Source organism: Cupriavidus lacunae, from assembly GCF_003353055.1.
GTDB classification, from domain to species: Bacteria; Pseudomonadota; Gammaproteobacteria; order Burkholderiales; family Burkholderiaceae; genus Cupriavidus; species Cupriavidus lacunae.
In genome coordinates this window covers 1-21234 of record NZ_QKWJ01000031.1, presented here as the reverse complement: position 1 = coordinate 21234, position 21234 = coordinate 1, and the positions used below count along the sequence as shown (strand labels likewise).

The 21234-nt window shown below is 68.2% G+C and carries 15 protein-coding genes; 14 read left to right on the top strand and 1 reads right to left on the bottom strand.

All coding sequences use genetic code 11. The features are described 5' to 3' along the window. The first annotated feature begins 203 nt into the window (after window positions 1-203). Both DN412_RS22650 and DN412_RS22645 read left to right on the top strand, forming a co-directional pair. Window positions 204-1610 carry a cache domain-containing protein gene (locus DN412_RS22650; protein WP_115213634.1) on the top strand — a complete coding sequence of 469 codons (1407 nt, stop codon included), beginning with the start codon at window positions 204-206 and terminating at the stop codon, window positions 1608-1610. Then, window positions 1607-2284: a response regulator gene (locus tag DN412_RS22645; protein WP_115213633.1), complete on the top strand. Its 678-nt coding sequence runs from the start codon at window positions 1607-1609 to the stop codon at window positions 2282-2284. The genes DN412_RS22650 and DN412_RS22645 overlap by 4 nt, the downstream gene beginning before the upstream one ends. A 138-nt stretch (window positions 2285-2422) precedes the next feature. Here DN412_RS22645 and DN412_RS22640 read toward each other — a convergent pair whose 3' ends face one another. After that, complete coding sequence (locus tag DN412_RS22640; RefSeq protein ID WP_115213632.1) at window positions 2423-4279, bottom strand: phosphoenolpyruvate carboxykinase (GTP); 1857 nt, start codon at window positions 4277-4279, stop codon at window positions 2423-2425. 520 nt (window positions 4280-4799) lie between these two features. On the opposite strand from DN412_RS22640, the gene DN412_RS22635 reads away from it, so the two are divergent. The 12 genes from DN412_RS22635 to DN412_RS22590 all read left to right on the top strand — a co-directional run bounded on the left by DN412_RS22635 (window position 4800) and on the right by DN412_RS22590 (window position 21051). Next, window positions 4800-5825, top strand: coding sequence for a D-2-hydroxyacid dehydrogenase family protein (locus DN412_RS22635; RefSeq protein ID WP_078198353.1), 1026 nt, complete (start codon window positions 4800-4802; stop codon window positions 5823-5825). Window positions 5826-6041: 216 nt separating this feature from the next. Then, on the top strand, window positions 6042-7214 hold the full coding sequence (locus tag DN412_RS22630; protein ID WP_115213631.1) for an MFS transporter: 1173 nt from the start codon (window positions 6042-6044) through the stop codon (window positions 7212-7214). Between the two features lie 163 nt (window positions 7215-7377). After that, window positions 7378-8016, top strand: coding sequence for an MOSC domain-containing protein (locus tag DN412_RS22625; RefSeq protein WP_115213630.1), 639 nt, complete (start codon window positions 7378-7380; stop codon window positions 8014-8016). Window positions 8017-8276: 260 nt separating this feature from the next. Further along, window positions 8277-9515 carry an efflux RND transporter periplasmic adaptor subunit gene (locus DN412_RS22620; RefSeq protein WP_115213629.1) on the top strand — a complete coding sequence of 413 codons (1239 nt, stop codon included), beginning with the start codon at window positions 8277-8279 and terminating at the stop codon, window positions 9513-9515. A 3-nt stretch (window positions 9516-9518) separates the two neighbouring features. After that, a complete protein-coding gene (locus tag DN412_RS22615) occupies window positions 9519-12725 on the top strand; it encodes an efflux RND transporter permease subunit (protein WP_115213628.1) in 3207 nt (1068 codons plus the stop codon). Between the two features lie 285 nt (window positions 12726-13010). Beyond that, the gene (locus tag DN412_RS44600; RefSeq protein ID WP_244222748.1) at window positions 13011-14129 is read left to right on the top strand and encodes a TonB-dependent receptor plug domain-containing protein; all 1119 of its coding nucleotides are present in this window, start codon (window positions 13011-13013) and stop codon (window positions 14127-14129) included. 78 nt (window positions 14130-14207) lie between these two features. Next, entirely contained in the window at window positions 14208-14768 is a 561-nt protein-coding gene (locus DN412_RS44595) for a TonB-dependent receptor domain-containing protein (RefSeq protein WP_244222747.1), read from the top strand. Beyond that, window positions 14705-15292, top strand: coding sequence for a TonB-dependent receptor domain-containing protein (locus DN412_RS44590; RefSeq protein WP_244222746.1), 588 nt, complete (start codon window positions 14705-14707; stop codon window positions 15290-15292). The genes DN412_RS44595 and DN412_RS44590 overlap by 64 nt, the downstream gene beginning before the upstream one ends. A gap of 17 nt (window positions 15293-15309) precedes the next feature. Beyond that, on the top strand, window positions 15310-19311 hold the full coding sequence (gene cobN / locus DN412_RS22605) for a cobaltochelatase subunit CobN (RefSeq protein WP_115213627.1): 4002 nt from the start codon (window positions 15310-15312) through the stop codon (window positions 19309-19311). A gap of 258 nt (window positions 19312-19569) precedes the next feature. Next, window positions 19570-19863 (top strand): hypothetical protein, encoded by a 294-nt coding sequence (locus tag DN412_RS44585; protein WP_244222745.1) that lies wholly within the window; start codon window positions 19570-19572, stop codon window positions 19861-19863. Next, entirely contained in the window at window positions 19860-20198 is a 339-nt protein-coding gene (locus tag DN412_RS22595; protein WP_115213626.1) for a DUF2149 domain-containing protein, read from the top strand. Before DN412_RS44585 ends, DN412_RS22595 begins: the two co-directional genes overlap by 4 nt. Window positions 20199-20214: 16 nt before the next feature. Continuing rightward, complete coding sequence (locus DN412_RS22590) at window positions 20215-21051, top strand: ChaN family lipoprotein (protein ID WP_115213625.1); 837 nt, start codon at window positions 20215-20217, stop codon at window positions 21049-21051. The last annotated feature ends 183 nt before the right edge of the window (window positions 21052-21234 follow it).

The following is a 21234-nucleotide window of genomic DNA, read 5'->3' as shown; positions in this document are numbered from 1 at the left end:
AGGCGATGCACCATCCGGGTGTGGATGGTGCACCAGCTGCGTCGGCGCATGCGCCCTGCTGGGGCGTCGGCGCTTTCGGCGTGTAGTATTGACACCCGCCAAACCCCGCACAAGCGCGTAACTACGCAGCACTTCTGTGTAGTACTACGCAAGTCGACGGTGGCATGCCGCCTGCGCGGCGTCGGTGTTTACCCCCGCTCCAGATGAAACTCCGCCAGAAGATCCTGTTGCTTGCCGTGGCGCCCCTTGCGGTGGCCATGCTCGGCATCGCATTCGCCGTGCGTTTCCAGGCCACCCAGCTCGCCCGGCACGAGCGCGCCCTGGTCGAGGCGGCCTACCTGCAGAGCAAGGAAACCGAGCTGCGCCACTACGTAGAACTGGCGCAGAGCGCGATCGCGCCGCTGGTGCGTTCCGGCCGCGGCGACGCCGCCACGCGCCAGGCGGCAATGGACGCCCTCGCGCGGCTGGACTACGGCCGCGACGGCTACTTCTTCCTGTACGACCTGCAGGGCCGCAACCTGATGCACCCGCGCCAGCCCGAGCTGGTCGGCCAGGACCTGTGGACGCTGCGCGATCCGCAGGGCGCCCTCACCATCCAGCAACTGATTGCCGCGGCCAAGGCCGGTGGCGGCGCGGTGCGCTACCTGTGGAAAAAGCCGTCGTCACAGCAGCTGGCGCCCAAGCTCGGCTATGTGGTGGCGGTGCCCGAATGGGGCTGGATGCTCGGCACCGGCATCTACCTGGATGACGTGGAGCGCACGCTGCGTCAGCTCGACGCCCGCGCCGAGACCGACATCCGCGAAACGATGGCTTGGATCGGCGTGATCGCCGCCATCAGCATCCTGCTGGTCGCCGCCAGCGGGCTGGCGCTTAACGTCAGCGAACACCGCGAGGCCGATGCCAAGCTGCGCCAGCTGGCCCAGCGCGTGGTGCAGTCGCAGGAAGACGAGCGCGCCCGGCTGTCGCGCGAGCTGCACGACGGCATCAGCCAGCTGCTGGTATCGGTCAAGCTGGTGCTGGAAACCGCCACCAACCGCCTGCGCCTGGCGCCGGCCGAAGGCGCCGCGGTGGCGCCGGTGCTGGGCATGGCGCTGAACCGGCTCGACACCGTCTTCAATGAAGTGCGGCGCGTGGCGCGCAACCTGCGCCCGGCCCTGCTCGACGACCTGGGCCTGTTCGCCGCGCTCCAGCACCTGGCGCGCGAGATGCAGGGTGGCAGCGGGCTGGAAATCACGGTGACCCAGGGCGGCATCGCGCGCGAGCTGCCCGACGAACAGGCCACGGCGTTGTTCCGCATCGCCCAGGAAGCGCTGACCAACGTCGAGCGCCATGCCGGCGCGCGCCGGGTCGCGGTGTCGCTGGCCTTCGATGCCGATGCCACGCGCCTCACCGTGCGCGACGACGGGCATGGCTTCGACGTGGCGCGCATGCAGGAAGACCCGCAGCGCGGCATCGGCCTGCGCAACCTGCGCGAGCGCATCGCCGCGCTGTGCGGGCAGTTCGACATCATTTCCGGCATGGGCGGCACCCAGATCGTCGCCTCGCTGCCGCTGGCCAGGCCGGCGGCCATTGCGCACGATGCCGTATCGGCAGGATCCTCGCAGTCATGACCCAGCTTTTTTCCGACACCACCGACGTACCCGCCCGCGTATTGCTGATCGACGACCACGCGCTGGTGCGCGACGGCATGCGCATGCACCTGGCGCTGCAGCCCGGCCTGCGCGTGGTGGGCGAAGCCGACGACGGCGAAGCCGCGCTGGCATGGCTGGGCCGCGCCGCCAGCGCCGAGCTGCCTGACCTGGTCATTACCGATATCGGCATGCGCGGCATGGGCGGCATTGCCCTGGCGGCGGCCTTGCACGACCGCTATCCCGAACTGGCCGTCCTGATCGTGTCGATGCACGACAACCTGGAATACGTGCGGCAGGCGGTGCGCGCGGGCGCGCGCGGCTATGTGCTCAAGGATGCGCCGGCCGACGAGCTGATGGCGGCGATCCAGTCGGTGCTGGCCGGGCGCGTGTTCTACAGCGCCCGGATTGCCCGCGGCATGGCCGAGCAGAGCCCTGCGGCCGGCCCGCTGGACGCGCTGACGCCACGCGAGCGCGATATCCTGCGCGGCATCGGGCGCGGCCTGGCCAACAAGGAGATCGCGGCGCAGCTGGGGGTGTCGGTGCGCACGGTCGAGACGCACCGGCTAAACCTCAAGCGCAAGCTGGGGATCGAGGGGCGCGCCGGGCTGGTGAAGTATGCGGTGGAGACGTTGGGGGATAGTGAGGGGGGGTAAGGTGCGATTGACCAGCGGGGCTGCGCAGCCACGCCCGCCAAGCGCGACACCCACCCGCCTAGCGACTACCCAGGCAGCCCCCAAAAAAAACCCACCTCCGAAGAGGCGGGTTCTTTCACAAGGCGCGGACGAAAGAAATCACCCCTCCAACCGCTTCCCCAATGCCGTCCGCGCTTGCGCCAGCGCCTGCGGCAGCCGATGCTGCAGCTTGGTGAACAGCTCGTCATGCAGCGCCAGCTCCTGCTGCCACGCATCGCGATCGATCGAGGTCACCTGCGTGAACTGCGCCGGCGTGAAGTCCACGCCATTCCAGTTCAGGTCCTCATAGCGCGGCGAGGTGCCGAACACATGCTCGGCGCCCTGCCCCTTGCCTTCCACGCGGTCGATCATCCACGACAGCACGCGCATGTTCTCGCCGAAGCCCGGCCACACGAAGTTGCCGTCGCCGTCCTTGCGGAACCAGTTGACGCAGTAGATCCTGGGCAGCTTCGCGCCCGCGGCTTCCAGCTTCTGGCCGAGCTCCAGCCAGTGGCCGAAGTAGTCGCTCATGTTGTAGCCGCAGAACGGCAGCATGGCGAACGGGTCGCGGCGCACCACGCCCTGCTGGCCGGCGGCCGCGGCGGTGGTTTCCGAACCCATGGTGGCGGCCATGTAGACGCCTTCGGTCCAGTTGCGGGCCTCGGTCACCAGCGGCACGGTGGTCGAGCGGCGCCCGCCGAAGATGAACGCATCAATGGGTACGCCGGCCGGGTTGTCCCAGTTCTGGTCGATCGACGGGCACTGCGACGCCGGCGCGGTGAAGCGGGCGTTCGGGTGCGCGGCCTTGGCGCCGGTGGCCTTCGCGATTTCCGGGGTCCAGTCCCTGCCCTGCCAGTCGACCAGGTGCGCCGGCGCTTCCTTGGTCATGCCTTCCCACCACACGTCGCCGTCGTCGGTCAGCGCCACGTTGGTGAAGATGACGTTTTCCTTGAGGGTCGCCATCGCGTTGAAGTTGGTCTTCTCGCTGGTGCCCGGGGCCACGCCGAAGTAGCCGGCTTCCGGGTTGATGGCGTACAGGCGGCCGTCCTGGCCTGGCTTGATCCAGGCGATGTCGTCGCCGATGGTGGTGACCTGCCAGCCCTCGAAGCCCTTGGGCGGGATCAGCATGGCAAAGTTGGTCTTGCCGCAGGCCGACGGGAAAGCGGCGGCCACGTGGTACTTCTTGCCTTCGGGCGAGGTCACGCCCAGGATCAGCATGTGCTCGGCGAGCCAGCCCTCGTCGCGTCCCATGGTCGACGCAATGCGCAGTGCGAAGCACTTCTTGCCCAGCAGCGCATTGCCGCCGTAGCCGGAGCCGAACGACCAGATCTCGCGCGTTTCCGGGAAATGGACGATGTACTTGGTCGGGTTGCACGGCCAGGCCACGTCCTGCTCGCCGGCTGCCAGCGGCTTGCCGACGGTGTGCACGCACGGCACGAAGGCGCCGTTGGTGCCCAGGACGTCGTACACGGCGCGGCCCATGCGCGTCATGATGCGCATATTGACCGCCACATACGGCGAATCCGACAGCTCCACGCCGATATGGGCGATCGGCGAGCCCAGCGGGCCCATCGAGAACGGCACCACATACAGCGTGCGGCCGCGCATGCAGCCGTCGAACAGGCCGGCGAGCGTCTGGCGCATCTCGGCGGGGGCGGTCCAGTTGTTGGTCGGGCCGGCATCTTCCTGCTGCTCGGAGCAGATGAAGGTACGGTCTTCTACGCGCGCCACGTCCGACGGGTCCGACAGGGCCAGGAAGGAATTCTTGCGCTTGGCCGGGTTCAGCCGCTTCATGGTGCCGGCGGCGACCATCTGCTCGCACAGGCGGTCGTATTCTTCCTGGGAGCCGTCGCACCAGTAGATATTGTCGGGCTTGGTCAGCGCGGCGATTTCCGCAACCCAGGCAATCAGCTTGGGGTGCTTGACCCAGGCCGGCGCATTGACGGCGACCGTGCCTTGCATCGTGGGGTGGTTCATACTGCAAACTCCAGGTTCGTAAAGGGAAGGAAGGGAAGGAATCCTTTCAAAGCCTGGCCAGTGGCCCATGGTCCGCCATACGTCCCGGGATGGGATCGTCACATCCGGAGCGTCAACTCCGGATGGTCACATCCCGTTACAACTCCGCGGCGGCCCCGTTTATGCAAAAGGTCGCGGCGGTCCCTGCGGCTGCGCTACAGTTGCGCTTCGCCAGCGCAGGGGTGCCTGCACATGCTGGCCGGGCTTTGTCCGGAGGCGTCCGCGTGACGGGAGCGAAGCTCGACCGACAATCCGCGGCGGCACCGGAACGGGCAAGGATACCACTGGCGCACCCCCCTGTTTTTTGCTGCGCAACAATCGCCGGTGCCGGCTGGCGCGACATTTGCGCCGCCCGGCGGCAGTGTTGCGGTGCGCCGGCACGGGGTTCGCAACGTTTCACAACAATACTGTTGGCCGGCGCGCGGCTCAGTGGGCGCGCGCACCAACCGGCACAACGTCCCGAAGATAACCAGGGTTGCCGATGAAGATTGCCGTACTCGACGATTACCAGGATGCCGTGCGCAAGCTGCCTTGCTTCAGCCTGCTGGAAGGGCACGACGTCAAGGTGTTCAACAATACCGTCAAGGGCGTGGGCCAGCTGGCCGCGCGCCTGTCAGACGTGGAAGCCGTGGTGCTGATCCGCGAACGCACCCGCATCACCCGGCAACTGCTGGAAAAACTGCCCAAGCTCAAGCTGATCAGCCAGACCGGCCGGGTCGGCGCCGGTCCCGGCAGCCATATCGACCTGGAGGCCTGCACCGACCGTGGCGTGGCCGTGCTCGAAGGCGTGGGTTCGCCGGTGGCCCCGGCCGAACTGACCTGGGCGCTGATCATGGCCGCCCAGCGCCGCATTCCGCAGTACGTGGCCAGCCTGAAGCACGGCGCCTGGCAGCAGTCCGGGCTGAAATCGACGACGATGCCGCCCAATTTCGGCCTGGGCCAGGTGCTGCGCGGCCAGACGCTCGGGATCTGGGGCTACGGCAAGATCGGCCGGCTGCTGGCCGGCTATGGCCGCGCTTTCGGCATGAAGGTGCTGGTCTGGGGCCGCGAAGCGTCGCTGGAAGGCGCGCGCGCCGATGGCCTGGGCGTGGCGGAGTCGAAGGAGCAACTGTTTACGGACAGCGATGTGCTGTCCCTGCACCTGCGCCTGAACGACGACACCCGCGGCATCGTCAAGCAGTCCGATCTGACCCGGATGAAGCCCACCGCGCTGTTCGTCAATACCAGCCGCGCCGAGCTGCTGGAAGAGAACGCGCTGGTCAGCGCGCTGAACCGGGGCCGCCCGGGCATGGCGGCGATCGACGTGTTCGAGTCCGAGCCGATCCTGCAGGGCCACGCGCTGCTGCGCATGGAAAACTGCATCTGCACGCCGCACCTGGGCTACGTGGAGCGCGACAGCTACGAGCTGTATTTCCGCACCGCGTTCCAGAACATCCTGGACGTGCTGGACGGCAAGCATGACTGCATCGTCAATCCGAAGGCGCTGGCGCCGGTGCTGACGCGCTGAGGGCTTTCTCCGGCCGCCCGGTTTTCTCCCCTCTCCCGCAAGCGGGCGAGGGGAGCCTGGCTCAAACGGCGTTGGCTGCGGCTGGCGCAGATCCCCCCGCGAACGCGATTTCCACGAACCCGCTACACTCGGGACTTCCCTTACCGCCCGGCCGCAATGGCCCGCGGCAGACAATAACAAGGCGCCCCGCGCGCCGCCCCCTCTCCCAAGGCCGGCATGGACCCCAGGCTTGTGACGCTCTGCGTCGGCAATTTCGTCATCGGCACCGGTGCGATGATCGTTACCGGCATGTTGAACGACATTGCCGGCGATTTCGGGCTGGGCGCGGCCAGCGCCGGGCAGCTGATCTCGCTCTTCGCGCTGGCCACCTGCATCGGCGCCCCGCTGTTCGCCACGCTGGGCTCGCGCATCGACCGCCGGCTGCTGCTGACCGGTTCGCTGCTGGTCTATGGGGTGATGCACCTGGCCGCAGCCTTCGCGCCGAGCTTTGCGGCGCTGATGGCAATCCGCTTCCTGACCGCGATCGGCGCGGCCATCTATACGCCCCAGACCGCGGCCACGCTGCCACTGCTGGTCAATGCGCAGACCCGCGGGCGCGCCATCAGCTTCGTGTTCCTGGGCTGGAGCATCGCCAGCGTGGTGGGCGTGCCGCTGGGCACATGGATTTCCAGCACGATGGGGTGGCGCGTGAGCATGGCCCTGGTCGGCGTCATGGCGCTGCTGGTGTCGGCGGCGGTCTGGCGTGCGCTGCCGCGCGGGCTGATGGTGCCGCCGGCCGGGCGCGAGGCCTGGGGCGCGGTGCTGCGCCACAAGCCGCTCATGCTGGTGGTGCTGACCACCATGATCTCTTCGGCCGGCATGTTCACGCTGTATACCTATATCGCACCGCTGATGCGCGACGTCTACGGCATCAGCGGCGGCGCGCTCAGCCTGATGTTCCTGGCCTACGGCGCCTGCGGGGTGTTCGGCAATGCCATGGCGGCGTCGCGCATGGACCGGGTCACGCCCAGCCGGATCGTGCAGGTCACGCTGCTGACCTCGATCACGGCCATGGTGCTGTGGCCGCTGGCCGGGCTGGGCGGCGTGGCGCTGGTGCCGCTGTTCATGCTGTGGGGCGTGGGCGGGTTTGCCACCAACAGCGCGCAGCAGGCGCGGCTGGTGCTGCTGGCGCCGGAGCGGGCTTCAGTCTCGATCTCGCTGAATTCTTCATCGATCTACCTGGGCCAGGCCGCCGGCGCCATGGGCGGCGCCGCCATCTATACGCTGGCCGGACCCGATACGCTGCACTGGGGCGCGGCGGCGCTGATGCTGGCGGCGCTGGTGGTGTCGCAGCGCGCCCGCATGCTGGGCTGCCAGTGGCAGCGGCCGCAGGCGGCCCAGCAGGTGTGATGCAGGGCTGAAACTGGCACCGCCCTCCCCTGTCTCGCCGCCGCCGGGCGCCTTGTGACGAACCGCACCAAGCACTTGCCCACAGGGTTATCCGCCACCTTATCCTCAGGGATATCCGCAGCTTATCCACAGCTTTTTCCACAACCACGAAGCGGGGGCCCACGTGAGCGATTCCAGACCTTGGCCGGGCCTTGCGCGTGTGCTGGCGGTCAGCCTAGGCAAGGCCATCCCGCTGGTGGTGGCCGGGGCGGGCACCGAGGCGGTGGTGCTGTCGGGCATCCGCAAGCACCCGGTCAGCACGCTGCTGCATCCGCTGCGGGTGCAGGTGCAGCCGCTGGGCCTGGCCGGCGACGAGCAGGGCGACCTGACCGTGCACGGCGGCCTGGACAAGGCGGTCTATGCCTACCCGTCCGAGCATTACGCCTGGTGGAACGCGCGCCGCCGCGCCTGCGCGCAGCCTGAGTCAGGCCCGCCGCTGCCCTATGGCACCATGGGCGAGAACCTGACCCTGGAAGGCCTGCTCGAATCCGAGCTCTGGATCGGCGACCTGGTGCGCGTGGGGACGGCCCTGCTGCGCGTGGAGTCGCCGCGCCAGCCCTGCTACAAGTTCAACGCCGCGCTGGGCTACCGCCACGCGGTGCGCGACATGGTCGAAAGCGGCTACTCCGGGGTCTATCTCAGCGTGGTGCTCAAGGGGGAAGTGCGCGCCGGCGATGCTGTGATTGTGCAGGCCGGGCCACGCAAACTGTCGGTCGACAGCGTCAATCAGTGGCGCCGCGATGGCCGGCGGCAGCTTTTCTGATAATGTTTGTCTAATCATACAAGCGCCCCGCTACACACATCTCCGGCCTCCCCTGTGGCCCGGGCGGCGTTTGCCGGCGCCGGCCATTACCAGACCCTTGCACCCCTGTAACGGACTGTAATACGCGGCGCTGGCTCCGGCGGGCGAAGCGCGGTACTAGTAGAGGCTTTGCGCGACACGCACCGGCAACATCTGGGCATAACAAGCCGGGCGGATCACGGGGAGTGGCGCGAAGACGCGGTGCAGAGGGTCCACACAATATGAAATCTGACAGGATCGACCAGCCCAAGGGCTTCGTCGACAGCAACTGGAGGTCGGCCACCGGAACGGGGCGCGGCCGCGTATCGCCTTGGGTCATGGTGGCCGTGGTGCTGGTGCTTGCCGGCCTGGGCTGGCTTGCCTGGCGCACCTGGCTGGCCCCCAGGCCGGCGCCCAAGCCGCCGGCGGTGGTGGTGGTGTCCACCGTGGCCGTGCAGCAGGGCGACGTGCCGCTGCAGGTCTCGGCCAACGGCAATGTCACGGCGCTGTCCACGGTCGAGGTGCGTCCGCAGGTGTCCAGCACCGTGCGCACCGTCCATATCAAGGAAGGCCAGACCGTCAGGCCGGGCGACCTGCTGTTCTCGCTCGATACCCGCATGGACGAGGCCAATCTGGCCAAGGCGCAGGCCCAGTTGCTGCGCGACCAGGCCGACCTGGCCGATGCCCGCCGCACGCTCGCGCGCAGCCAGGAGCTGGTGCAGCGCAATTTCATCTCCAAGAGCGCGCTCGATACCGCGCAGGCCAAGGTCGACGGCTTTGCCGCCACCGTGCGCGCCGACCAGGCCGCCATCGAAGCCAGCCGCGTGGCCGTCAGCTACGGCGCCATCCGTGCCACCATCAGCGGCCGCACCGGCGTGATCAATGCCTTCCCGGGCTCGCTGGTGCTGCCCAACAGCACCCAGCCGATGGTCATCATCGCCCAGGTACAGCCGATCGCCGTGACCTTCACCCTGCCCGAGCGGCAGCTGGGCGCGCTGCGCGAGGCGCTGCGCGCCGGCCCGGTGCAGGTCACCGCGCTGCCCAACGACGGCAGCAAGGCCCCGGTGACCGGCAAGATCAGCTTTGTGGATAACACCGTCGATCCGCAGTACGGCACCATCCGCGTCAAGGCGCAGTTCGACAATGACGAGCAGCGCCTGTGGCCGGGTACCTACGCCAACGTCAGCGCTGTGGTGCAGACCCTGAAGGGGGCGCTGTCGGTGCCGCCGCAGGCGGTGGTGACCGGCCCCGAAGGCCGCTTCGTCTACGTGGTCCAGCCCGACAGCAAGGTCGCGCGCGTGCCGGTGCAGGTGGTGACCACCACCGCCACCGCTGCCGTGGTCGAGGGCGTGCAGGCCGGCGCCCGCGTGGTGGTGGAAGGCACGCAGAACCTGCGCCCCGGCGCGCTGGTGCGCGAAGCCCCGGCTGTCGGTGCCTCCGGCGCCGCCGCCCGCCCGGCCACCGCCACCGCGGGGCACTGAGCCATGACGCTCTCGGAACTCTGCATCCGCCGTCCGGTGATGACGGTGCTGCTGTGCCTGGCCGTGGTGGTCACCGGCATCGTGCTGTACCCGACCATCCCCATTGCCGCGCTGCCCAGCTTCAACTCGCCGGTGATCCAGGTCACCGCGACCCTGCCCGGGGCCAGCCCCGAGACCATGGCGGCGTCGGTGGCGACGCAGCTGGAAAAGCAGTTCGCGACGATCCCGGGCGTGTCGGTGATCAGCTCGTCGAACACGCTCGGCAATTCCAGCATCACTATCGAATTCAACAACGACCGCGATATCGACGCCGCCGCCGTGGACGTGCAGGCGGCGCTGTTCCGCGCGCAGCGTTCGCTGCCGATCGAGATGACGGTGCCGCCGTCGTACCGCAAGGTCAACCCGGCCGATGCGCCGGTGCTGCTGCTGGCGATCAACTCGCCGGCGATGAGCCTGGCGGACCTGAACGCCTTTGGCGACAACCTGATCTCGCCCACGCTGGCCACACTGCCGGGCGTGGCGCAGGTGCAGGTCTTCGGGCAGAAGCGCTTTGCGGTGCGGGTGCGCGCGCACCCGGATGCGCTGGCCGCGCGCGGGCTCACGCTGGACGAGCTGGCCACGGCGCTGAACCGCGCCAACGCCAACACCCCGGTGGGCACGCTGGACAGCGCGCGCCAGACGCTGACCATCCAGGCCAACCGGCAGCTGACCAGCGCCGACGCCTTCCGCAATATCATCGTCGCCAGCCAGCCCAGCGGCGCGCTGGTGCGGCTGTCGGACGTGGCCGAGGTCGAGGACAGCGTCGAGACCATCAAGACCGGCAGCTGGCTCAACAACGAGCGCTCGATCGTGCTGGCAGTGCTGCGCCAGCCCGATGCCAACACCGTGGCGGTGGTCGATGCCATCAAGGCCGCCCTGCCCCGCCTGACCGCGCAGATGCCGGGCTCGGTCAATGTGGCGGTGGTCAACGACCGCTCCAACTCGATCCGCGAATCGATCCACGACGTGCAGTTCACGCTGGCGCTGACGGTGGCGCTGGTGGTGATGGTGATCTTCCTGTTCCTGCGCCGCGCCGCGGCCACGCTGATCCCCACCGTGTCGCTGCCGATCTCGCTGATCGGCACGGTGGCGCTGATGAAGGCCTTCGGCTACAGCCTGGACAACGTCTCGCTGCTGGCCATCACGCTCGCGGTGGGCCTGGTGGTGGACGACGCCATCGTCATGCTCGAGAACATCGTGCGCCATATCGAGGAAGGCGTGGCGCCGCTCAAGGCCGCGCTGGTGGGCTCGCGCGAAATGGGCTTCACCATCCTGTCGATCTCGATCTCGCTGGTGGCGGTGTTTATCCCGATCTTCTTCATGCCGGGCGTGATCGGCCTGCTGTTCCATGAATTTGCCGCGGTGGTGTCGCTGGCGATCCTGGTATCGGCGCTGGTGTCGCTGACGCTGATCCCGATGCTGTGCGCGCGCTTCCTGTCGGCCGAGAACGTGCCAGTGGATGAATCGCACCACGCCTATGGCGACCACGCGCCGGGCCATCCGGCGCCCGCGGCCGTGGCGCAGAAGCAGACCCTGGGCATGCGCTCCACGCAGTGGTTCGAGAACCTGTTCGAGTTCACGCTGCACCGCTATGCGCGCGGGCTGGACTGGTGCCTGGCGCACCGGCGCACCGTGCTGGTGGCCGCGGGCCTGACCTTCGTGCTGACCGCGGTGCTGTTCGTGACCATCCCCAAGGGCTTCTTCCCCGAAGAGGACATCGGCCAGATCCAGGTCAATGCGGAAGGCCCGCAGGATATTTCCTTCGATGCCATGGCGACGCGGCTGCGCGATGCGGCCGAGCGCATGCGCGCCAATCCTGCGGTGAAGAGCGTGGTGGTTTCCATCGGCGGCGGCCCCTCGCCCGCCATCAACACCGGCCGCATGTTTATCGAGCTCAAGCCGCTTGCCGAGCGGCCCAAGATGCCGAAGGTGGTGGAGTCGCTGCGCAAGGACGTGGCTGGCATTCCGGGGCTGGCGGTGTATTTCTCGCCGGTGCAGAACCTGCGTTTGGGCGGGCGCCAGAGCAAGAGCCGCTACCAGTACACGCTGCAGAGCGTGAAGGCGGGCCAGCTGCAGGAATTCTCCGACCGGCTGATGGCGAAGATGCGCGCCGATGCCGTCTTCCGCGACGTCACCAGCGATTCGCAGCAGTCCGGGCTGGAGGCGCAGCTGACCATCGACCGCGACAAGGCCAATGCGCTGGGCGTGCAGATGCAGGACGTGCGCACCGCGCTGTACTCGGCCTTCGGCGAGCGGCAGGTGTCGACCATCTATACGCCGATCGACAACTACTACGTGATCCTGCAGGCGGCCGATGTAGACCGCACCGACGAAAGCGCGTTCTCCAAGCTCTATGTGCGCAGCAAGACCGGCCAGATGGTGCCGGTCTCGGCCTTCGCCACCACCGAGCGCCGGGTCGGGCCGATCGCCGTCAACCACCAGGGGCAGCTGCCTTCGGTGACGGTGTCGTTCAACCTGGCACCGGGCGCGGCGCTGGGCGATGCTTCCGCGCGCATCGACCGCTACCGGCAGGAGATCGCCATGCCGACCTCGATCTTCACCAGCTGGGGCGGCGACGCGGCGGTGTTCCAGTCGTCGCAGGCCACACAGATCGTGCTGCTGGTGGCGGCCATCGCGGTGATCTACACGCTGCTGGGCGTGCTGTATGAAAGCTACATCCACCCGCTGACTATCCTGGCGGGCTTGCCCTCGGCCGCCGTGGGCGCATTGCTGACGCTGTTTATCTTCAATGTCGAGCTGTCGCTGATCGCGGTGATCGGCGTGCTGATGCTGATCGGCATCGTCAAGAAGAACGCGATCATGATGATCGACTTCGCGCTGGCGGCACAGCGCGAGCAGGGCATGACGCCCGCCAGGGCGATCCGGCAGGCGTGCCTGCTGCGCTTCCGGCCGATCATGATGACGACCTTCGCCGCGGTGATGGGCGCGCTGCCATTGGCGCTGGGCCTGGGTGCCGGCGCTGAGCTGCGCCAGCCGCTGGGCCTGGCCGTGGTCGGCGGCCTGCTGTTTTCGCAGGTGATCACGCTGTTCATCACGCCGGTGATCTACCTGGCGCTGGACCGCTTCTCCGGCACCGGGCCGTTGCAGATCGATGCCGAAGGCAACAGGCTGCCGGACAAGGCGCCGGGCGAGACGGTGCACCAGCACTGAGGGTTCGGCAAGGCAAAGGAGGCCGCAGCATCGCTGCGGCCTCTTTGCTTTTAGGGCACCCGCCATGACCCAGACATTAGCGACATGTAGCCTGGCCGCCACATGAGTGACGGGTTCGATATAAGTGCTTTACGAATCAGGTTTAAATGATAATAATTCTCGTTAACTAAAAACCGGCGCAGACGCCGCGACACCTGTTGCCGCGGGCCGCCGCGCCCATGCGCGAGCCAGCCTTCCTGTCAAGGTTCCTGCCAGCCAGCGTCCGATTTCTTATGGGGAGAATCCATGAAACGTCGCTGCCTGGCGCGCTTGCGCGCCACCGTCCGGGTCACGCCCGTCGCTGCCGTCTGTGCCGCCCTGGGCGCGCCAGCCATTGCCGCCGAAGGCGACAACAAATCCATCACTCTCGCCGCGCTCAATGAAGTGGTGGTGACCGCCACCCGCACCGAGGAGCGGGCCGATTCGGTGGCCTCGACCATCACCACCCGCGACGCGCGCCAGATCGAACACGCGCAGCCGGTGGACGAGACGGGCCTGTTTGCCGACGAGCCCGATATCGACGTGCCGCGCGACCGCCGCCGCTTTGGCGCCGGCAGCATCAATATCCGCGGCATCGAAGACAACCGCGTGCTGCAGATGGTCGATGGCGTGCGGCTGCCGGACTTCTTCAGTGGCGGCGGGCCGTCGAATATTTCCAGCGCCACGCGCGATGCACCTGAGTTCTCGTTCCTCAAGCGTGTGGAAGTGCTGCGCGGGCCGGCGTCGAGCCTGTACGGCTCGGACGTCATCGGCGGCGTGGTGGCGTATGCCACCAAGGACCCGTCCGACCTGATGCAGGGCCGCAAGGCTGGCGGTGAAATCGGCCTGAACTGGAACGGCATCGACAACGGATTCGGCCAGACCGCCGGCGTCGCGGGCGGCAACGACACCATCCAGGGCCTGTTCATGGTCGCGAACCGCAACGCGCATGAAATGAAGAACATGGGCAGCGACGACTCTAACTCGGTCAACCGCACCAGGCCCAATCCGCAGGACGTGCACACGCAGGCATGGCTGGGCAAGATCCTGCTGAACGCCAGCCCCGAGCACAAGTTCAAGCTCACCTACGAGCACCGCGAAGGCCATACCGACACCGACATCCAGCGCCTGTCGACCGCGCTGCCGCGCGTGATCTCGACCAACGGCACCGAAGACCTGAACCGCGACCGCGTCAGCCTGGACTATGCGTGGAAGCCGGCTAGCGGCATGCTCGACCAGCTCACCGCGCAGGTCTACTACCAGGAGTCCGATACCAGGACCCTGACCAACCAGGTGCGCAGCAATACCAGCACCGGCTGCTCGGCCTCCACGCGCGGCACCAGCCTGTGCAATGTCGAACTCGGCTTTGCCTTCCGCCAGGAATAGACCGGCTTCAACCTGCAAGCCGACAAGTCCTTTGCCACCGGCAGCGTCGGGCAACGCCTGATCGGGGGCGTCGATTTCATGCGCACGCGCACCACGGAGTCGCGCGACGGCACCGTGCGCAACCTGACCACCGGCACCATCACCAAGTCGCTGGCCGGCGACAACTTCCCGATGCACGACTTCCCCACCGGCGAGACGCGCCAGACGGGCCTGTTCGTCCAGGACGAGCTGCGCTTCTTCGATGGCCGCTTCACGCTGACGCCGGGTCTGCGCTATGACCACTACGCGCTTTCGCCCGACGGCGACGATGCGGTCTACAACAAGGCCGCGGGCGGCCCCGCCGTCAGCAAGAGCGATTCGCACCTGTCGCCCAAGCTGTCGGCACTGTGGCAGGCGACCGATCGCGTCAGCCTGTGGGCGCAATACGTCTTCGGCTATCGCGCGCCGAATTACCAGGAGGTCAACGGCAGCTTCCGCAACACCATCCAGGGCTATGGCGCGGCGCCCAATGCCAACCTGAACCCCGAGAAGAGCCGCTCGTTCGAGATCGGCGCGCGTTATACCGACGTGACAACGTGCAGACCAGCGTGGCCGTGTTCGACAACCGCTACCGCGACTTTATCGAGCAGGTGCAACTGACCTGCCCGTCCGACCCGGCCTGCCTGCCCGGCCTGCGCGCGACCTACCAGTACCGCAACCAGACCAGCGTGCGCATCTACGGCGCCGAGTGGCGCGGCGCGTGGCGCTTCCTGCCGCAATGGCGCGTCGACGGCGCGGTGGCGTATGCGCATGGCAACAACGAGCAGACCGGGCAGCCGCTGAACAGCGTGTCGCCGCTGCGCGCCAGTGCCGGGCTGAGCTGGGAGCGCACGCCGGGCCAGGGTGCAGGCGTGCGCTGGCGCGGCGCGCGCCCGGTCACGCGCACAGACGATACCTCGTTCACCTACTTCAAGCCCGCCGGCTACGGCGTGGTCGACCTGCAGGCGTGGTGGCGCTTCAACCGCCATGTCAGCCTGGCGCTGTCGGTGAACAACCTGTTCGACAAGAAATACTGGCTGTGGGGCGATGTGCGCCAGACCGGCGTGGCCGCCAACGAGCCTGGCGTGGACTTCTACACGCAGCCGGGCCGCACCTTTGCCGCCAGCCTGAAGCTGTCGTTCTGAGCCGCAGGAGCTTTGCCATGTCCCCACAAAACACCACGACAAGCCGCTTCCTGCGGGCGCTGCTATGGCTGCTGATGCTGGCCGGTGTTGCGCACGCCGCCGCGGCGCCGCGCATCGCCATCCTGACCAGCTCGCCGGTGCCCGCCGGCAAGTTCGCGCCGCTGCGCGAGATGGCGCAGGCGCAAGGCATGACGCTGGAGGCGCGCTATCTCGAGCGCATGCCAGCGCAGGAGCTCGCGCCCTTTATCAACGATGCCGACCTGCTGATCGTCGATGCGCCGCGCGACCATATCGTCACCGCGATGCAGCAGCAGCTGGGCCCGCTGTGGACGCAGGCGCGCGTGCCGCGCGTGCTGGTCGCGACGGACCGCTACGAGACCCACGGCGTTGACGACAAGCTTGCCGCGCAGCTGCACGCGTACTACGTCAACGGCGGCCGTACCAACTTCAGCGCGATGATGCGCACGCTGGCCGCGCAGCAGTTCCGCCTGCGCGCCGACAGCAATATTCCGGCACCGGTGGCGTTCCCCAAGGCGGCCTACTACCACCCGAAGCTGGCCAGCGTCATCACCACGTCGCCCGACGAAGCGCTGGCCGCGTCGGGCAGCAGCGGTCCGGTGGTGGGCATCGCCATCCACCAGGCCTATGTGTCGGGGCTGGACAGTGCCTTTATCGACGACCTGATCCGCCGCCTGGAAGCCCGCCATGCGCGCGCGCTGACCTTCTACGGCCCGGTGATGGATGCCGACGGCATCCTGCGCATGGCCATGCCGGAAGGCAGGCGCCTGGTCGACGTGCTGGTCAACGGCCAGATCATGCTGAACCCGCAGGGGCGCAGGGCCGAGTTCGAGAAGCTCGACGTGCCCGTGATGCAGGTGATGCCGTATCGCAAGGGCGATGCGCAGGCGTGGCAAGACGATCCGCATGGCATCAGCCTGACCGATACGCCGTTCTACCTGGTGCAGCCCGAACTGGCCGGCGTGATCGATCCCATCGTCGCCGCCGCGACGGCCCGGGGCGACGGCGCCATCGTCGGCCTGCCGGCGCAGCTCGACAGCGTGGCCGACAAGGCGCTGGCCCTGGCGCGGCTGCGGAGCCTGCCCAATGCCGACAAGCGCGTGGCGATCCTGTACTACAACTATCCGGCCGGCGAGAAGAACCTGTCGGCCTCGTTCCTGAATCTACCCAAGAGCCTGGCCAGCACGCTGGCCGCGCTGCGCGCCGCTGGCTACACCACCGAAGCGGCCGACGAAGCGCGGCTGCAACGTGACCTTGGCGCGCTGCTGGCACCGTTCTACCGCGGCGGCAAGCTGGAACCGCTGCTCGATGCCGGGCTGGCGGTATGGGTGCCGATGGCGCAATACCGGCGCTGGTACGACGCGCAGCCAGCCGCATTCCGCGCCGCGGTGGCGCAGCGCTGGGGCAACCCCGAGCAATCGGCGATGGCCGCCACACGCAACGGCGAGGCCGGCTTCGTGATCCCGCGCCTGCAGCTCGGCAACGTGGCGCTGATGCCGGTGCCGCCGCGCGGCGAGCGCAATGAACCGGACGAGAAGGCGCTGTACCACTCCACCACCACGCCGCTGAATCACTTCTACATTGCCGCATACCTGTGGGCGCGTACCGGAGACGGAGGCCGAGACGCGCTGGTGCACTACGGCACGCACGGCACGCAGGAATGGACCCCGGGCAAGGAGCGCGGGCTGTCCGTCACCGACCAGCCCTACCTGGTACTGGGCAGCGTGCCGGTGATCTACCCGTATATCGTCGACGACGTGGGCGAGGCCATCCAGGCCAGGCGCCGCGGCCGCGCGGTGATCGTCAGCCACCAGACGCCGCCGTTCCGCCCGGCGGGCCTGCATACGGAACTGGTGTCGCTGCACGACCAGCTGCACCAGTTCCTGCAGCAGGATGAAGGCGCGGTGAAGGGCACCATCAGGCAGCAGATCCTGGCGCGCAGCGCGTCGATGCATCTGTTCGAGGACATGGGCTGGACCGCGGTGCGGGCGCGCGCCGATTTCACCGGCTATCTCGATGCGCTGCATATCCACTTGCATGAACTTGGCGGCACGCTGCAGCCCTATGGCCTGCACACCTTCGGCCAGTCTCAGGACGACGGGCTGCGGCTCTATACGACCATGGCGATGCTCGGCAAGGACTGGCTCAAGCGTGTGTTCCCGGACGCGCCCGAGGAACTGTTCGCGGTCGACTACGCAGAACTGTCGCAAACCGCGCCCTATGCGATGGTGCGCCGCTACGTGACCGAAGGCGCGCCGCTGGACGAACTGGGCGACGCGCGCCAGCGCGAAGACATGCAGCGCGCGCGGCAGCTCTACGCCAGTCTCGATGCGGCGCCGGAGAATGCCGGCCTGCTGACCGCGCTGGCCGGGCGGTACCTGTTGCCAGGCACCGGTGGCGACCCGGTGCGCAACCCCGATACGCTGCCGACCGGGCGCAACCTGTATGGCTTCGATCCGTCCAAGGTGCCCAGCCGCGAAGCCTGGAAAGCCGGCCAGGCCGCGGCCGAAGCCATGATTGCCGACTGGCGCAAGCGCCATGGCCGATACCCCGACAAGCTGGCGTTCTCGCTGTGGAGCGTGGAGACCATGCGCCACCAGGGCATGCTGGAAGCGCAGGCCATGGCGGTGCTGGGCGTGCGGCCAAAGTGGGACGACGGGGGTCGCGTCGTCGGCGTGGAAGCGATTCCCGCGGCGGAACTCGGGCGCCCGCGCGTGGACGTGGTGCTGTCGGCGACGGGCCTGTATCGCGACCATTTCCCCAACCTGATGAAGTGGCTGGCCGAGGCGGTGAAGCTGGCCGCCGCGCAGCCGGAGGCCGGCAACGTCGTCGCCGCCAATACGCGCGCGGTGCGCGAACGGCTGGTCAAGCTCAACGTCCCCGCCGACCGTCTCGACGCACTGGCGGTGACGCGCATCTTCGCCAGCGAATCGGGCAACTACGGCACCGGCCTGAACGATGCCGCGATGGCCACCGACACCTTCGGCAGCGGCCGCGAGGCCGACGCCAGGCTGGCCAAACTCTACCTTGCCCGCATGCAGTACGCCTACGGCCCCGACGAGCAGCACTGGGGCGAGGCGCTGCCGCAGGTCAACCTGTATGCCGAGAACCTGAAGGGCGTGGACGGCGCGCTGCTGGCGCGCAGCTCCAACCTGTACGGCATGCTCACCACCGACGATCCGTTCCAGTACCTGGGCGGCATCGGCCTGGCGGTGCGGCACCTGACCGGCAAGGCGCCGGAACTGCTGATCTCCAATCTGCGCGATGCGAACAACGCGCGCACCGAGACCGCGGCGGGCTTCCTCGCCAGCGAGCTGCGCACGCGCTACTTCCATCCGGGCTGGATCGAAGGCATGAAGGCCGAGGGCTACAGCGGCGCGCTGAAGGTGCTCGACACCGTCAATAACTTCTGGGGCTGGACCGCGGTCTCGCCCGAGATCGTGCGCGACGACCAGTGGACCGAGTTCGCCGAGGTCTATGTCAACGACAAGCACAAGCTGGGGCTGAACGCGTGGTTCGAGAAGAACGCGCCGCAGGCCCAGGCACAGGTGATCGAGCGCATGCTGGAAGTCGCGCGCAAGGGCTACTGGAAGGCCGACAGCAAGCTGCTGGAGACGCTGGCGCAGCGCTACGAGGACCTCGCGCAGCGCCACGACATCGTCAGCAACAACCGCGCATTCAACCAGTACCGCAAGCAACAGGTGCAGGCGGCGGCCGAGGGCTTCGGCATGCAGGCGCCGGCGGCCGCGCCGCCCCGCGCTGCCAGGCCGGCCGCTGCCGAGCCCGCACCCGTGCCTGCGCCCGCGCCGAACCCGTCCCAACCCCAGCCCGTGCAGGGCATGCAGCTGGTCGAACGCATGCCGCCCGCGGCCGCCATCGTGCCGGTGCTGTCGTGGCTGGCCGGCGGCATCGCGCTGGCCGCGGCCATCGTCGGCGGTGCCGTCAGCGCGCGGCGGCGCCAGGCCGCTGCCGGCGGCAGCTGGATACCGGGACCGTGCTGAGCGCCTGGCAGAAGCATCCATCGAATTCCTGAAGACGACACACCATGACCCCTACCCTGCTTGAAACCCTGATGTACGACGTCGGCCAGCTGTTCCTGATCCCGACGCTGGCGCTGATCGCGCTGCTGTTCCTCTATGCCTTCTGGGCGCTGGGCGAATTCGCTATGCAGGCCTGGCTGCGCGCGCGCCATCCGGTCGCAAGCGGGCGCGGCTATGTGCTGGTGGCCTGGGCGCGCCGGCACAAGGTGGCGGATACCGATGCGCTCGACGTCGCCGCGCACCGCCTGCTGGAACGCCCGCGCATCGCCACGCGGGTGGCGCCTGCTGGGGCTGGTGGCCACCATGATCCCGATGGGTCCGGCGCTCAAGGGCCTGTCCGGCGGCAACCTGGCCAATGTGGGCGAGAATCTGACCATCGCCTTCTCCGCGGTGATCCTGGCGCTGATCGCGGCCAGCATCACGTTCTGGGTGGTCAACGTGCGCCGCCGCTGGCTGGCCGAGGAACTGGTGTGGCTGGGGCAGTCGCGGCCGCAATGGGAGGCGGACGAATGACGTTCCTGGAAGAAAGCGAAGCCGACGATCCGATCCTGTCGGTGGTCAACCTGATCGACGTGTTCCTGGTGGTGATCGCCGCGCTGCTGGTGGCGATCGCGCAGAATCCGGCCAACCCGTTTACGCATGACGACGTGACCGTCATCACCAACCCGGGCAAGCCAAATATGGAGATCGTGTCGCGCCAGGGCGAGAAGGTGGTGCGCTACCAGGCCAGCGGGCAGGTGGGCTCGGGCGATGGCATCAAGGCTGGCGTAGCCTATCGGATGCAGGACGGGTCGATGGTGTATGTGCCGGAGCAGCAGGCCGCCAACCCGGCCACCGCAACGAGATAAGGAAAGGAACCGCGTGATGTCATTCCGTTTGCGCAAGGCCGGCGTGCTGGCTGCCGCTGTCGCGGTGCTGGCCACCGGCTGTGCGGCCACGCGCCCGCCGCCCGAGGCCGTCAGCGCCGCCTTCGCCGGCAAGTCCTACGTGCTGCTGGGCGAGGTGCACGACAACGCCGCCGCGCAGCAGCAGCGCCTGGCTGCGCTGACGCGCGCGGTCGAGCAAGGCTGGCGCCCCGCCATCGCCATGGAGCAGTTCGACCGCGAGCGCCAGGCCGATATCGAGCGCGCCCGCCGCGAGCGCCCGCGCGATGCCGACTACCTGATCGCGCAGGCCGGCGGCGGCGCCTGGCAGTGGCCGCTGTACCGGCCGGTGGTAGCGCTGGCGCTGCAGTACGACCTGCCGCTGGTGGCGGCCAACCTGTCGCGCGCCGATGCCGGCAAGATCGTGCGCGGCGGGCTGGACAGCCTGTTCCCGGCCGGCGAGCGCCGGCAACTGGGCCTCTCCGGTGCGTTGCCCGACGACCTCGTCGCCGCGCAGACGGCGGTGCTGGACCGCGGCCACTGCGGCAATTTCCCCAGGGCCATGCTGCCCGGCATGCTGGCGGCGCAGGCCGCGCGCGATGCGGTGATGGCGCAGACGCTGCGCCCGTACGCGCAACGCGGTGCGGTGCTGATCGCCGGCAACGGGCACGTGCGGCGCGATATCGGCGTGCCGCGCTGGCTGGGGGTGGACGTGGGGCAGGTGGTCAGCGTCGGTTATGTGGAAAACCCGCCGGGCGACGGTGAGTTCGATATGGCGGTGGTGGTGCCGGCGGTCGAGCGCAAGGACCCATGTCTGCAAGCGAAGCCGGCGGCGTGAGCCACTCGGGCGACGGCAGCGCTTGAAGCCCCCGCGCTCTCCCCAGCCCCTCTCCCGCAGGCGCTTGCCTTTACCCACATCTCGATAGGAAAGGTTGTAAACCGGATTGGACGGTGTTAACTTCGGGTGAAGTTGACAATCAGTGGTGGCAATTTTGCCTGATACGGAAGATCTCGAAGACTG

Coding starts and splice junctions, on each gene's coding strand:
- DN412_RS44595 (WP_244222747.1), top strand. CDS start 14,208: ATGCGCACGCGCACCACGGAGTCGCGCGACGGCACCGTGCGCAACCTG.
- DN412_RS22635 (WP_078198353.1), top strand. CDS start 4,800: ATGAAGATTGCCGTACTCGACGATTACCAGGATGCCGTGCGCAAGCTG.
- DN412_RS22630 (WP_115213631.1), top strand. CDS start 6,042: ATGGACCCCAGGCTTGTGACGCTCTGCGTCGGCAATTTCGTCATCGGC.
- DN412_RS22595 (WP_115213626.1), top strand. CDS start 19,860: ATGACGTTCCTGGAAGAAAGCGAAGCCGACGATCCGATCCTGTCGGTG.
- cobN (WP_115213627.1), top strand. CDS start 15,310: ATGTCCCCACAAAACACCACGACAAGCCGCTTCCTGCGGGCGCTGCTA.
- DN412_RS22615 (WP_115213628.1), top strand. CDS start 9,519: ATGACGCTCTCGGAACTCTGCATCCGCCGTCCGGTGATGACGGTGCTG.
- DN412_RS44600 (WP_244222748.1), top strand. CDS start 13,011: ATGAAACGTCGCTGCCTGGCGCGCTTGCGCGCCACCGTCCGGGTCACG.
- DN412_RS22645 (WP_115213633.1), top strand. CDS start 1,607: ATGACCCAGCTTTTTTCCGACACCACCGACGTACCCGCCCGCGTATTG.
- DN412_RS22640 (WP_115213632.1), bottom strand. CDS start 4,279: ATGAACCACCCCACGATGCAAGGCACGGTCGCCGTCAATGCGCCGGCC.
- DN412_RS22620 (WP_115213629.1), top strand. CDS start 8,277: ATGAAATCTGACAGGATCGACCAGCCCAAGGGCTTCGTCGACAGCAAC.
- DN412_RS44585 (WP_244222745.1), top strand. CDS start 19,570: ATGCGCTCGACGTCGCCGCGCACCGCCTGCTGGAACGCCCGCGCATCG.
- DN412_RS22590 (WP_115213625.1), top strand. CDS start 20,215: ATGTCATTCCGTTTGCGCAAGGCCGGCGTGCTGGCTGCCGCTGTCGCG.
- DN412_RS22650 (WP_115213634.1), top strand. CDS start 204: ATGAAACTCCGCCAGAAGATCCTGTTGCTTGCCGTGGCGCCCCTTGCG.